This is a genomic window from Novosphingobium sp. RL4 (assembly GCF_035658495.1).
GTDB lineage: Bacteria > Pseudomonadota > Alphaproteobacteria > Sphingomonadales > Sphingomonadaceae > Novosphingobium.
The window spans coordinates 1,138,646-1,152,128 of the sequence record NZ_CP141945.1; the positions used below are offsets into that span (position 1 = coordinate 1,138,646).

The 13,483-nt window shown below is 63.2% G+C and carries 13 protein-coding genes; 1 reads left to right on the forward strand and 12 read right to left on the reverse strand.

The window, feature by feature from the left end; genetic code table 11:
• Window position 1: 1 nt before the first annotated feature.
• The 7 genes from U9J33_RS22055 to U9J33_RS22085 all read right to left on the reverse strand — a co-directional run bounded on the left by U9J33_RS22055 (window position 2) and on the right by U9J33_RS22085 (window position 5,965).
• On the reverse strand, window positions 2-847 hold the full coding sequence (locus U9J33_RS22055; RefSeq protein ID WP_054438095.1) for a sugar phosphate isomerase/epimerase family protein: 846 nt from the start codon (window positions 845-847) through the stop codon (window positions 2-4).
• Window positions 844-1,413: a gluconate 2-dehydrogenase subunit 3 family protein gene (locus U9J33_RS22060; RefSeq protein ID WP_054438093.1), complete on the reverse strand. Its 570-nt coding sequence runs from the start codon at window positions 1,411-1,413 to the stop codon at window positions 844-846. The genes U9J33_RS22055 and U9J33_RS22060 overlap by 4 nt, the downstream gene beginning before the upstream one ends.
• Entirely contained in the window at window positions 1,410-2,237 is an 828-nt protein-coding gene (locus U9J33_RS22065; RefSeq protein WP_054438090.1) for a 3-keto-disaccharide hydrolase, read from the reverse strand. The genes U9J33_RS22060 and U9J33_RS22065 overlap by 4 nt, the downstream gene beginning before the upstream one ends.
• Window positions 2,238-2,252: 15 nt before the next feature.
• On the reverse strand, window positions 2,253-3,167 hold the full coding sequence (locus U9J33_RS22070) for a hydroxypyruvate isomerase family protein (protein WP_185999234.1): 915 nt from the start codon (window positions 3,165-3,167) through the stop codon (window positions 2,253-2,255).
• Window positions 3,164-4,468 carry an MFS transporter gene (locus U9J33_RS22075; protein ID WP_054438086.1) on the reverse strand — a complete coding sequence of 435 codons (1,305 nt, stop codon included), beginning with the start codon at window positions 4,466-4,468 and terminating at the stop codon, window positions 3,164-3,166. Before U9J33_RS22075 ends, U9J33_RS22070 begins: the two co-directional genes overlap by 4 nt.
• A gap of 61 nt (window positions 4,469-4,529) precedes the next feature.
• Window positions 4,530-5,570, reverse strand: a complete 1,041-nt coding sequence (locus tag U9J33_RS22080; RefSeq protein ID WP_185999235.1) for a sugar phosphate isomerase/epimerase family protein — start codon at window positions 5,568-5,570, stop codon at window positions 4,530-4,532.
• Between the two features lie 32 nt (window positions 5,571-5,602).
• Window positions 5,603-5,965: a c-type cytochrome gene (locus U9J33_RS22085; protein WP_186000067.1), complete on the reverse strand. Its 363-nt coding sequence runs from the start codon at window positions 5,963-5,965 to the stop codon at window positions 5,603-5,605.
• A 114-nt stretch (window positions 5,966-6,079) separates the two neighbouring features.
• On the opposite strand from U9J33_RS22085, the gene U9J33_RS22090 reads away from it, so the two are divergent.
• Window positions 6,080-7,231 (forward strand): Gfo/Idh/MocA family protein, encoded by a 1,152-nt coding sequence (locus U9J33_RS22090; protein ID WP_185999236.1) that lies wholly within the window; start codon window positions 6,080-6,082, stop codon window positions 7,229-7,231.
• On the opposite strand, the gene U9J33_RS22095 is transcribed toward U9J33_RS22090, so the two are convergent.
• The 5 genes from U9J33_RS22095 to U9J33_RS22115 are packed head-to-tail and all read right to left on the reverse strand — an operon-like array spanning window position 7,228 to window position 13,348.
• On the reverse strand, window positions 7,228-7,653 hold the full coding sequence (locus tag U9J33_RS22095) for a response regulator (protein WP_132469751.1): 426 nt from the start codon (window positions 7,651-7,653) through the stop codon (window positions 7,228-7,230). The two genes, U9J33_RS22090 and U9J33_RS22095, sit on opposite strands and share 4 nt — an antisense overlap.
• Complete coding sequence (locus U9J33_RS22100; protein WP_185999237.1) at window positions 7,640-8,815, reverse strand: sensor histidine kinase; 1,176 nt, start codon at window positions 8,813-8,815, stop codon at window positions 7,640-7,642. The genes U9J33_RS22095 and U9J33_RS22100 overlap by 14 nt, the downstream gene beginning before the upstream one ends.
• A gap of 30 nt (window positions 8,816-8,845) precedes the next feature.
• A complete protein-coding gene (locus U9J33_RS22105; RefSeq protein ID WP_185999238.1) occupies window positions 8,846-9,439 on the reverse strand; it encodes a chemotaxis protein CheB in 594 nt (197 codons plus the stop codon).
• A complete protein-coding gene (locus tag U9J33_RS22110; RefSeq protein WP_292636502.1) occupies window positions 9,432-10,352 on the reverse strand; it encodes a CheR family methyltransferase in 921 nt (306 codons plus the stop codon). The genes U9J33_RS22105 and U9J33_RS22110 overlap by 8 nt, the downstream gene beginning before the upstream one ends.
• On the reverse strand, window positions 10,349-13,348 hold the full coding sequence (locus U9J33_RS22115; protein WP_185999240.1) for a response regulator: 3,000 nt from the start codon (window positions 13,346-13,348) through the stop codon (window positions 10,349-10,351). Before U9J33_RS22115 ends, U9J33_RS22110 begins: the two co-directional genes overlap by 4 nt.
• Between the last annotated feature and the right edge of the window lie 135 nt (window positions 13,349-13,483).

Sequence of the window (13,483 nt, forward strand, 5' to 3'; positions counted from 1 at the left end):
GTCAGAAGCGCAGGGCGCTGAGCGTTCGGAAGCTCTGGGTGATGTCGGGCAGGTATGGCGCGGGGGACTGATCGTTCTCGACATAGAAATGCCGTGCTCCGGCAAGCCCGTTCAGCTTGAAGATGCTGGCGAAGTCGATCGTTCCGGCGCCGACGGATGTCATGCTCCGGTCCGCGCGCATATCCTTCACATGATAGGCATAGACACGTCCGGCAAGGCTGCGGATCAGCGCCTGCGGATCCTGCCCCGCATAGATGGCCCAGTAGAGATCGAGCTCGATCTTGACGTGCGCGGGATTGCAGGCCTTTACCAGCCGGTCGAACAGGCTGATGCCGTCCGGTTTGACGGTGAATTCGAAGTCGTGGTTGTGATAGGCGAAGCCCAGACCCGCCGCTTTCAGTTTTTCGCCGATGCGGTTGATATTGGCGGTTGCGGCGTCCCAGGCGGGGCCGTTGCGGTGCTTGTCGACCATGTAGGGCAAGACGATCGTGTCGGCGCCCAGCGTTCTGGCCATGGTCAGGCTGGCGTCGAAATTGTCCATCAGCGCGTCATAGCCGACATGGATCGAAGGGCTCTTCAGGCCGAGCCTGTCCATGGTCCTGCGAAGCAGCGCGTGGTCCATGGTATCGTAACCGCCGCCGCCATATTCGACTTCGCGATAGCCGATCTTCGCGACCGTTTCGAGCGTGGCGACCGGATCGGCGGCGAAGAGTTCGCGCACGGTGTAGAGTTGCAGCCCGATGCTGCGCAGCTGCGCGGCGCGAGCGAGGCCGGCGAGGAAGGGCTGGCTTGCGAGCGCGGCGAGGCCGCCGGCACCCAGCATCACGGAACGACGGTTCATGATCATGCGGAATAGACCTTGTTGACCTGTGAATAGGGGAAAGCGCCGTTGTATTCGCCCGGAACAGGCAGATACTCGCGCTCCTGCGTGATACCGATTTCAGAGGTGTAATAGCCTACGACCACCATCTGTCGGAACGGCTTGAAGAACAGGACGCCGTCGGGAAGCTGGTCGTTCATGGCCAGCGTCAGCAGCGCGTCCTGTTGCTCCGGCGTGGCCTGCACCGCGGGCAGCCCGTAATCCTGCCGGCTGCGTGCATCGATTTCCGCCAGGCCGGAAAGGATCGGGTCGCGATCTTCGGCGAAGGCCCAGTCGGCCAGCAGCTTCTCGATATAAAGGGGAACGCCTGCGGCGATGGCGCCGGGGGTGTCGGTCGCCGGGATGATCCGTTCGCTCAGCGCGGTCATCAGCGCACGTTGTTCGGGCGTGAAGACCTGGATGCTGGGAGCGCCCTGATCGATCGCCGGAATGCTGGCTGCCGATGCGATTCCTGCCGCGCGGGCGAGCGGGGCGAACAGCTGGGCTCCGAACATGGCGACCATGCCGGCAAGCGCGTTTCTGCGATCCATTATCGTGCTGCCCCTTTCAGGTCCTGTGCGATGGCCTCTTCCGGCAGGGGGCGTACCCAGATGTTGCGGAAGGAAACGGGGGAATCGTGATCCTGCAACTGGATCGGGGCCTTGTCGCCATGCGCTTCATACTGCGCGACCTTGCGCCATGCCGTGGTGCCCAGCATGGCCTGATGATTCTGCACCAGAACGCCGTTCAGCAGCACCGTGACATAGGCCGGGCGCTGCAGGCCGCCGTTCGCATCGAAGCGCGGGCGCTCGAACACGATGTCGTAGCTTTGCCATTCTCCCGGCGGGCGGGACGGGTTAACCAGCGGCGGCTTCCACGCATAGACCGCGCCCACGGCGCCATCGGCGTATGTCGGGTTTTGAAAGCTGTCGAGAATCTGGACCTCGTAGCGCTGCATGAACCAGATTCCGCTGTTGCCGCGGTTCTGGGAACTCTTCTGCGGCGGGTTGGGGGAGCGGAATTCGAGATGCAATTGCACGTCGCCGAATTCCTGCCGGGTGACGAGATTGTTCTCGCCCCCGCTCTGGGCGCGGGGCGGGACCGTCATCACGCCCTTCTCCACAGTCCAGGGACCGCGTTCGCCGCGCCAGGCATCGAGCGAAGTGCCCGAGAACAGGACGACGGCATCAGACGGCGCGCCGCCCAAAGCGGCAGCGGGCACGACTGCGGGCGGAGCCGGCCGATCGGGATCGTGGACATGCCAGTTGCCTCCCGGCAGGATCGGCGTGTCCCTGAAGCCCGGCTTGTCCTCTGCGTGAACGAGCGTACCGGCCAGGATGGTTCCCGCCATGAGCACGCCGATCGGGATGTACTTCATCCTCTCGCTCCCTGTTTATGGTCTGTCGATGGCCCGATAGGCGGCGATCAGTCGGTCTTCGCCCTCTCGCCCGGCTACGGAGTTGCCATGCTCCATGCCGATCACGCCGGTATAGCTATGGGCGCGCAGCCAGCGCACGATGTTGGCGAAGTTGATTTCGCCGGTTCCGGGTTCCTTGCGGCCGGGATTGTCGCCGAACTGGATATAGCCGATCTCGGCCCAGCAGGCGTCCAGCGTCGGGATCAGGTTCCCGGACTGGATCTGCTCGTGATAGATATCGGCCAGGATCTTGACGCCCGGACTGTCGGCACCGCGCGCGACGGCATAGCCTTGGGCGATGGACTGCATGAAGACGCCGGGATGGTTGGTGCGCGTATTGAGCGGCTCCATCACCAGCGTCAGCCCGTGCGGCGCGACTATGTCTCCGGCGCGGCGCATGCAATCGATGATCCGCCCGGTCTGGATGGCTTCCGGCACCTTGCGGTCCATGAAGCCGGTAACGACCGTCATGTGCCGGGCACCCAGCCGCTTTGCGACCTCTACGGAGGTTCGGATATCGGCCAGGAAGGCGTCCCGGTCGGCATCGTCGTTGCTGCCCAGTACCGGCCGGAAATCGGCCCACTTCGGCATGCTGGCGACGAAGACGCCCATGGTCATCCCGCGCTGCGAAAGCGCGCGGGCCATGGCTTCCTGTTGTTCGACCGGCCGCTTGCGCGCCTCGTTGTCCTCCCAGGCGCGGAAACCCTGGTCGGCTGCGAAGGCGATCTGTTCCAGCAGGCCGCCCCGGCTGGCGAAGCTGCCTTCATGCGGGGCGTAGCCGAGCGAGAAACGGGCGGCGTTCGATCCGCCTGTGCCTGCGGCTGCCGAAATCGCCGGAACTGCCGCCGCGACCAGTCCGGAGGCGATCGCCGTGCGCCTCGTCATCGTCATGCCACGCCCTCCGCGATGCGATCCGTTCGGCGCCCGGCGCGCCGTTCGGCCAGCCAGATGGCGCCGAATACCAGCAGCAGCGCCAGCGGCACGAAAGTCAGCCGGGCGAACGACTGGGACGCTGCGGCATCTTCCACGGCGCGCAGCGCGGCGCCGCTCAACCGTGTGAAGGCTTCCGGCCCGCCCGCAATCTCGACTTTCGCCTGATCGAACATTTCGCCAAGGCGCGGCAGCACGAAGAAGCTGGCCAGCGCGCCGGCCGATCCGACCAGACCCAGCGCCCAGGAGTCGCCGCGCGGATAGCGTTCGGCGACGGACGCCAGCATCGTCGGCCACATGGCGCAAACGCCCAGGCCCCAGACCGTCGAAGCCATGATCGCGGAAACCGGTGACTGGGCCTGCGAAAGCAGGAACAGGCCGATCGCGGCAAGGAGGCTCGACATCCAGAGCAGGCCGGGATTGGACAGGCGGCCCGCGATCCGCCCGGCGAAATGGCGGAACACGAACATCAGCGCGCTGACGTAGACGAGCAGCAGGATGCCCCGCATCCCCACCCGGTTGCTGAGCGCAACGTCGATCCACTGGCCGGGCGCCAGTTCGGAGGAGGCGGTGAGGAACATGGCTCCGAACCAGACGAAGAAGCTGGGACGGCGGACGACTTCCAGCATCATGTCCTTCATCGCCCGGTCGCCGGTTGCCGCAGGAGGATCGGGAAACCGGGTCGTCGCGCCAATCAGGATCACGCCGATGGCAGGCAGATAGACCAGCGCCATGATCGCCTGCCAGGGCATCAGCGGCGCCAGGAACACGCCTGCAAGTCCGCCGACGATCAATCCGCCCGGATACCACGCGTGCAGTACGTTCAGGCGATGGGTCGTGTCTTCGGGATAGAGCCGCGCCGTCAGCGGATTGATCGAGGCTTCGGCAAAGCCCCAGCCGATGCCGCTCAGCAACATGCCCAGCCAGACCAGATGATAGATGGCCATGCCGGTGGCGAACAGGCCCGCGCTTACGATCAGCGAGGTGCCGATCAGGAAGGCCACCCCGCAGCCGATCAGGACGCGGCGGATGCCCACCCTGTCCAGCACGGCGCTGACGACGAACACGGTGATGGAAAAGCCGAGGAAAGCGGAGCCGAGCGCCGCACCGATCATTTCTCCCGCCGCGATCGGCGCGATGGGATCGATCCACTCCCCTTTCAGGCTGCTCGCCACCGCGGCGCGCAGGGATGCGCTCATCGACGCGGTGAAGAGCGCCAGAACGCTCAGCCAGAATAGCCTTTGCCGGTTTATGCCCGTCATGCCCGCTCCTCTTCCCTGTCCCCGTCTGATTTCTGTTATCGGGTTCGTGCTTGCCGCTCCGTCAGGTCAGGCCCAACCAGCGGCGATTGTTGGCGGGGTCTCCGCCTCCTGCGAAATCGTCGAATGCCCGTTCCGGCCTGCGGATCATGTGCGCCTCGATGAAAGGCGCGCCTTCGCGCGCGCCGTCTTCGGGATGCTTGAGGCAGCATTCCCATTCCAGCACGGCCCAGCCTTCGTATCCATACTGGGTCAGGCGCGAGAAAATGCCGGTAAAGTCGACCTGGCCGTCGCCCAGCGAACGGAAGCGGCCGGGGCGATCGACCCAGTCGGCATAGCCCCCGTACACGCCCGCCCGTCCGGTGGGATTGAACTCCGCATCCTTCACATGGAACATCTTGATGCGGTCATGATAGATGTCGATGAACTGGAGGTAGTCCATCGCCTGAAGCACGAAATGGCTCGGGTCGTAGAGAATATTGGCGCGAGGATGATCGCCGACCGCGTCCAGGAACCGCTCGAAGGTCAGGCCGTCGTGCAGGTCTTCGCCGGGATGCAGTTCGTAGCAGAGATCGACACCTTCCGCGTCGAAGGCATCCAGGATCGGCCGCCAGCGTCGGCCCAGTTCCGCGAAGGCTTCCTCCACCAGTCCGGCAGGGCGCTGGGGCCAGGGATAGACGAAGGGCCAGGCCAGCGCCCCGGAAAAGGTCGCATGCGAAGTCAGCCCCAGACGGCGGCTGGCCTTGGCCGCCAGCTTCAGTTGATCCACAGCCCAGGCCTGCCGCTCGGCCGGCCGGCCGCGCAATTCGGCCGGAGCGAAATTGTCGAACGCCGCATCGTAAGCGGGGTGAACGGCCACCAGCTGGCCCTGCAGATGGGTGGACAGTTCCGTGATCTCGACCCCTGCCTCCCGGCAGCGCCCGGTCAGTTCGTCGCAATAATCCTGGCTTTCCGCAGCCAGGACGAGATCCATGCAGCGGGGATCGTTGCTGGGCACCTGAATGCCCTTGTAACCGGCCTCGGCCATCCACCGCGCCGCATTGTCCAAAGTGTCGAAAGGGGCATCGCCCATGAACTGCGCCAGGAAAACCGCCGGACCCCGCATGGGCTTTTGCCTTGCCACTTCAGATTTTCCGATCATTTCAGGGTTTTGAGATAAGCGATGATCGCGGCCCGCTTGGCCGGATCGGGAGTGGCGATCGGCATGCGCGTGCCGGGCACTTTCTTGGTCGGTGCTGTCAGGAAGGCATCGAGGCTTTGATCGTCCCAACGCAGCTTCGAACCCTTGAGTGCGGGCGAGTAGTTGAACCCGGCCACCGATGCCGCAGGTCTGCCCGCAACGCCGTTCAGATTGGGGCCGACGCCGTTCTTGCCGCCTTTGTCCACGCTGTGGCAGGCACGGCATGTGTTGAACGCGGCAGGCACCGACTGCGCCATGCCCGGCGTGGCCGGAATTGCCGCCGCCATGGCGATAGCTGCCAGGCTGAGGTTTGCTGTCATGCGCATCCTCGACTCTCCATCTTATTCTTATTGCCATACGTTTACCGGTAAATCATACCAGATCAAGGCCTGAAATCATGGCCCTGCTACAAGCACGGAAAAGGAGGAGAGGAGATGACGACAAGACCCCTGCGTCTCGCGATGGTCGGAGGCGGCGAAGGTGCTTTCATCGGCGCCATCCACCGGGCCGCCGCCGCACTCGACGGAGACTGGCGGCTTGTGGCCGGTGCGTTCAGCAGCGATGCGGATCGCAACCGCCGCTCCGGCGAAATGCTGGCGATCGCGCCGGACCGTACATATGCCTCGCTCGAAGCAATGCTTCTGGCGGAAGCGGCGCTGCCTGTCGGCGTGCGCGTGGATGCGGTGGCGGTCGTTACGCCCAACCATCTGCACGCCCCCATGGCGATCGCCGCGCTCGATGCGGGCTTCCATGTCTTCTGTGAAAAGCCGATGGCGCTCAATCTGGACGAGGCGCGTCTGATCGCGCAGGCGGCGGCGCGATCGGGTCGCCAGTTTGGCCTCGCCTTCACGTACAGCGGCTATCCCCTGGTCGAAGAGGCGCGTGCCCGCGTGGCGCGCGGCGATTTCGGCAAGATCCGGCTGGTGCAGGTCGAATACTCGCAAGGCTGGCTCAGCCGTCCGGTCGACCGGGAGGGCAACAAGCAGGCGGAATGGCGGACCGATCCCGCACGGGCCGGGCTTGGCGGGTGCCTCGGCGATATCGGCACGCACGCATTCCATCTGGCTGAACATGTTTCGGGGCTGCGGGTGCAGGAACTCTGCGCCGATCTTGCCACCCACGTTCCCGGAAGGCGGCTGGACGACGACGTCAGCGTGCTGTTGCGGCTGGACGGCGGGGCGCGCGGCATACTCAGGGCGACCCAGGTGGCCGCCGGCGACGAGAACGGGCTGAGCCTGCGCATCCATGGGGAACTCGGCGGTCTGGAATGGAACCAGATGGAACCCAATACACTGACCTTGCGCTGGCTGGACCGCCCGGCCGAAACCGTCCGCGCCGCCGGTCCGGGACTGGCGGCTTCAACCCTGCACCGGCTGCGCACCCCCGCAGGACATCCGGAAGGCTATATCGAAGCCTTCGCCAACCTCTATCGCGCCTTCGCCAACCGGATTTCGGACGGGGCCGACGAGCCCGACGGGCCAGACGCGTTCCCTTCGATCGAGGCCGGCTTGCGGACAATGGCCTTCGTAGAGACCGTCATCTCGAACGACGCATCCGATACGAAATGGACGAAACTTGCGACCTAGTTCGGCAGACGGCTGGTCGTGCTCCAGAACGTCACCACGTCGTGCAGGGCCTCGGCATATTTGCGGCCGTTGAAGGGCTTGACCACGTAACAGCTCGCGTGGCGTTCATAGCATTCGCGGATGTCCGTGGGGGATTCCGAAGAAGTGAACATCACCACGGGAATATGGCGCAGCCGATCGTCCGCCTTGACTGCGGCGAGCAGTTCCTTGCCGTCCATCCGGGGCATGTTGATATCCAGCAGGATCAACTGCGGGATCGGCGGGGCCGGCGTGCCCGGCTCGTGACGAAGCAGGTCTAGCGCTTGCAGGCCATCATGGGCGATGGTGAGCGAGCAGGGGGGCTGCGCGGTCGACAGTGCGCGCTGCGTCATTTCCACGTCACCCTCATTGTCTTCCACGATCAGGATCTTAAACGGCTTCATGATTGCGGACCTCCTTGCATGGGAGCGTGAAGTAAAAGGTACTGCCCTGGCCCGGCACCGAGCTGAAATCGATATCGCCGCCGCAAAGCTGGATGAACTTGCGGCACGTGGACAGCCCGATGCCGGTGCCGGGATAATCCTCCTTGCGATGCAGGCGCTGGAAGATGGTGAAGATGCGCGTGCGGAAGTTCTCATCGATGCCGATGCCATTGTCCCTGACCGAGAAACGCCAGAGATTGCCCTGCCTGGCGGCGGCGATGGCGATTTCCGGCGGGTGGCTTCCATTCTGGAACTTGAGGGCATTGCCGATAAGGTTCTGGAGCAGAACCCGGGCGAGCGTGGAACTGGTTTCCACTCTCGGCAGGGATCCATATGTTACGCTGGCGCCGCTCTGCTGGATGGTGTCTTCGAACTCTGACAGGATTTCATCCACGATCGCTTCGAAATCCACGGTCTCCAGAAGAATGTCCTCGCGGCCGACGCGTGAAAACGTCAGGATATCGCTTATCATCTTCTGCATGCGGCGCGCATTGTCGAGAATGAAGTTCAGATACCGCTTGCCGCCTTCATCAAGGGTATGTTCCGAACTGTCGGCCAGCAACCCGGCAAAGGCGTTCATCATGCGCACCGGTTCCTGCATGTCGTGCGAGCAGATATAGGCGAAGCGTTCCAGTTCCTCGTTAGACTGGGACAGGACCGCGTTCAGATGCATGATCTGTTCGCGTTGCACATAAAGGTCGAGGTAGACCTTGACCTTGCTCTTCAGGATATCGGGATTGATCGGCTTGAAAATATAATCGACCGCGCCGATCTCGGCGGCTTTCGAGGCGTACTTGTCCTCCTTGGAGATCGCCGTCACGAAAATGATCGGCACACCCGCCATGCTTTCGTGCTCCTGCATCAGCATGGCGGTTTCGAACCCGTCCATCTCGGGCATCTGCACGTCGAGCAGGACAATCGCAAAATCATGCCGCAGAACCAGCGAAAGCGCCTCGTTGCCCGATGTCGCCTTGAAGATTTCCGCTTCAAGGGGTTTCAGCACCTTCTCTGTGGCCAGTAGGTTCTCCCAGCGGTCGTCAACCAGCAGGATCTTCGGGCGGGCCTCCGCAATGGCAACCGGCCCGGTCTGCTGCGGTGCGCTCTTGAGGATCGCGGTTGTCATGTCGGGCTCCCGTCGTCTTGGTCTTTATTGTTATGAGGGGCTGTTCGTCCGCTGGCCGACAAGCCTGCCGAGCAGCGCGGCGATGTCGGACAAAGGGGTAATGTCGTCCACAGGCCCCGCATCCAGCGCGGCGCGCGGCATGAAGGGGGAGGCGGCTGTCGCCGGGTCCTGAACGATGGTGTGCCCGCCCTTGGAGCGGATATATTGCAAACCGCGCGCGCCGTCCTTGTTGGCGCCCGTGAGCAATACGCCGATCAGGCCCGCTCCGAAGGCATCGGCCGCCGTTTCGAAAAGGGGATCGATCGCCGGACGGCAGTAATTGACCTTCTCGTCGACGGAGAGGCTCAGGCTGCGATCGGATTCGATCAGCAAATGATAGCCGGCGGGAGCCAGATGCACGGTGCCGCGCCGGAAATCCGATTTGTCTTCCGCCTCGATAATGGCAAGCCTGCAGTCCCTTGCCAGGATATCGGCGAGATAGCCTTTCGAACTGGCGTCGATATGCTGGACCACCGCGATGCGCAGGTCGAACTGCTCCGGCAGTGCCGACAGCAGCAGTTTCAGCGCCTGAAGCCCCCCGGCGGACGCGCCCATGACCACAGCTTCGTAACGTGGTTCAGCCATGCGTGACCAGCCCGCGTTTCTTGTAGATCTTCTGGCGCCCGTCCAGGGCCTCATAGAGAGGTTTGACCTCCGAGAAGTTGAGGCTCTCCTTGGAACCGAGGCACAAGTAGGCTCCGTGGCGCAGCGATTTCGTAAACAGCCGCAGAACCTGTTCCTGAAGCGTCTTGTCGAAATATATCAGTACGTTGCGGCAGGTGATCAGGTTCATCTCGCCGAAGATGCCGTCAGTCACCAGGTTATGGTATGAGAAGGTGATCCGGTCGCGGAGGAAGCCCTTCATTCGCACAAAATCGTAGCTCGAACTGTAGTAGTCCGAGAAATCGGCGCGTCCGCCCGATTGTTGGTAATTGGCGGCATAGCCGGCCATGACACGTTCTGGGTAGATACCCTTTTCCGCGATATCGAGGGAGTTCTTGTTGAAGTCCGTGGCGTAAAGGCGGGTGCGTTCGAGATAGCCTTCCTCGTGCAGCAAGATGGCGAGCGAGTAGACCTCCTCGCCGGTGGCGCAGCCCGCGCACCAGATCTTGATGAAGGGAAAGGTCTTGAACACCGGGATCAGACGCTCGCGCATGGCCCGGTAGCATGGCGGATCCCGAAACATCTCCGTGACCGTGACTGACATGTAGCGCAGCAACCGGTCGAAGAAGCCATCGTCATGCAGGACGCGGGCGAGAAGCTCGCTGAAGTTCGCAAGCCCGGCGGAACGCCGCGCCTGATCGAGCCGGCGGCGAAGCGAGGCGTGGGAATAATGCGTGAAGTCATAGCTCCAGCGGCGGCGGATGGCTTCGAGCAGCAGGGAAATCTCGATGGATTCGATATCCTCGCGCGGGACGGGCGCGGATGCGTTTGCCGCGCTACCGGGTTCCGGCGCGGCGTCTGCGGGTGATCCGAAGGGGGCGGCGGCCAGCGTCATGCCGCCTTCTCCTGACGGAACAGCCAGACCCGCAAGAGCGTCAGGAGCCGGTCAATGTCCACGGGCTTCATCATGTAGTCGTTGGCACCGGCTTCCATGCAGCGATCGACTTCTTCGGGCATGGCGCGCGCGGTCAACGCGATGATCGGCAATTGCGCCCACTCGCGATTGCCGCGAATTTCCCGCATGGTCTGATAGCCGTCCATCACGGGCATCATGATGTCCATGATGACGAGTTCGATCTGATCGTTTTCCTTCAGCTTCTCCAGCGCCATTTGCCCATTGTCGGCGATGACCAGGTTGAGGCTGTGCTTCTTCAGCGCTCTCGACAGCGCGAAAGTGTTGCGCATGTCGTCATCGACAAGCAGCACGGTGCGGTTCTTGAGTGACTGGTCGGGATCGTGGTGCATGCGGATCAGGGCCTGCTGGTCGCGCGAGAGGCTTGCCTCGATGCTGTGCAGGAACAGCGTGACCTCATCCAGCAGGCGTTCCGATGAAGAGGCGCCCTTTATCACGATGCTCCCGGTATATCGGGCGAGATTGCGGTTTTCCTCTTCGGTAAGGTCGCGCGCGGTGTGGACGATAACCGGCGGCCGCCCATCTTCGCCAATCACGCCTTCCGCGAGTTTCAGCCATTCGAACCCGGTCATGTCCGGCAGGCTGAGGTCGAGGATCACGCAGTCGAACGCTTGCAGCTTCATCTGTTCGAACGCGCTGGAACCGGTTTCCGCTACGGTGATCTCGATATTCTTTTGGCCCAGCAGACGGCGGATGGCTGTTTGCGTCACGCGGTCGTCCTCGATCAGCAGGACATGCTTGATCTCGGCGCGCAGCATGGCCTCGATCCGGGTGAAGGCGGTGTCGATCTCTTCCTCGGCCACAGGCTTGGCAAGGAAACCCACCGCCCCCTTGCGCATGGGCGTGAACGGCTCGGCGTCGTCTGCGCCGGAAATGATGTGCACCGGGATATGGCGAGTGTTCAGCGCGTGCTTCAACTGGTCGAGGACGTTCAGGCCATCGATATCGGGCAGCCGCAGGTCGAGCAGGATGGCTCTGACGGGATAGTCGGCGGCCAGGATGAGCCCGCTCTTGCCGTCTCCGGCGGCAAGCACCTTGTAACCCCGTTTGCGCGCCGTCTTCATCAGGGTCATGGCGAATTCGGGATCGTCCTCGATGATGAGAAGGACCCGATCTCCCGGTTTCAGCGACTGGCGGTCGTCGTCGAGAAACCGTGTCGCGGGGCCGCGTTCCGTGCCTTCGGGCAGGACGGTCTCGGGTTGTGCGGGTTTCGAGTGCCGGTCAGCCGTGGCCATGGATGTGCCTGCCTCGCCGAGCGGAAGGAACAGGGTGAAGGTCGATCCCTGCCCCTTGATGCTCCGCACGTGGATCTCCCCGCCCAGCACCTGTGCGAATTTGCGGGCGATGGTCAGGCCCAGCCCCGTGCCGCCATAGTGGCGATCGGTGGAGCCATCTTCCTGCTGGAAGGCCTCGAAGATATCCTTGAGCTTGCTCTCGCCGATGCCGATTCCGGTATCCGTCACCGAAAGCCCGATGGTCCGGGCCGGATCGAGATCGGCCCGCTGCAGGGCCACGCCTTTGGCGGCACGTTCCAGGGCCAGTGTGACCGAGCCTTGCTGCGTGAACTTGAACGCGTTGGACAGCAGGTTCTTCATGATCTGTTCGACGCGCTGGGCATCGGTATGGAGGCGTGCGGGCAGGGCGGGGTCGCACGCGATGTGGAAGGCCACGCCCTTGTCCCGCGCGACACGCTCGAAGCTCTGGCTCAGATGGCTGACGATGGCATCGATGGGCGTGTCTTCGGCAATGATATGGATCTTGCCTGCCTCGACCTTGGACAAATCGAGGATATCGTTGATGAGGTTGAGCAGTTCCAGGCCGCCATTGTGGATGACCCGCGCCTCTTCAACCTGTTCGGCGGTCAGGTTGCCGGTTTCGTTGGCGGCGAGCCCGCGTGAGAGGATCAGCAGGGAATTGAGCGGCGTGCGCAGCTCATGGCTCATGTTGGCGAGGAACTCGGACTTGTATTTCGAGGATTGTTCGACCTCGCGTGCCTTTTCCTCGATCAGTCGCTTGGCTTCCTCCAGATCGCGCGCCTGTGCCCGTATACGCTCGTTCTGCTCTTCCAGCGCCCCTGTCTTTTCCTCAAGCTCCTCGTTGGACGCTTCAATCTCCTCGTTCGAGGCCTTGAGCTCCTCCTGCTGCATCTTGAGCTCTTCCTCGCGCTGTTCGAGCTCGCGCGTGTAAAGCCGCTGCTGTGCCAGCGACCGGGCGCGGCTGCGCTGATAGAGCCATACCGCCAGGACAATGGCGACGTAGGAAATCAGCGTGATGATGCCCATCAGCCATTTGTTGTGACCAAGGCTGGTGGCATCGACCTCCTGCCGCTGCCTCAGCAGGTGCTCTTCCTCAGTGGTCATGATGCTGAGCTGTTCGCGTACCCGCTCCATCAGGTACTTGCCGTGCGCCAGCGTGGCTTCGGCCACTTCCGCAGCGCCGGCCTGCTGGCCGTTCCGGAGGGTGCGCGCCCTTATTGTCGAGGCCAGATAGTCGAGCAGGGCCTGGCTTCGCAGGTCCAGCTCGTCGAGATTGGCCTGTTGGGAGGGATTGTCGGCCGTCAGGTGGCGCAGCAGGGCGAGTTCCTGCCGGATGGAGCGGCGTATCGGCGTGCGGGCGTCATCGAGCGGTGCGTTCCTGGCGTCTCGCAGGGCATCATGGTAGGTCTGGAGGAAGTCGGGATTGCCGGTCAGGAGATAGCCGGGCTGCCCGGTCTCGGCGTTTTCGTAAAGATCCCGCAAGAGTGAGATATGGCGGCGAACCGTATAAGTATGGTCCACCCAGTTTCGCGCGCGACTGAGGGTCGCGTCCTGGCTTACGAACATCAGCGCCGCGAACAGGAAGGCGGCGGTGATCACGCCGATCGCAATGGCCGTGGCATGGCGGGCGAACAGGTTTTCCCTTGGCGGCACAGGCGTCATTCAGGGCTCCCGGATGCTGCGGGCCGCGTTATCGGGAACCGTTGCGGCCGGCTCATATGGAACGGAAAAAATCACAGCCTGCATTCGTGCGGCGTCCGGCTCCTCCCCGGGGCGCCCGCGCTCCGGTAACGAGCC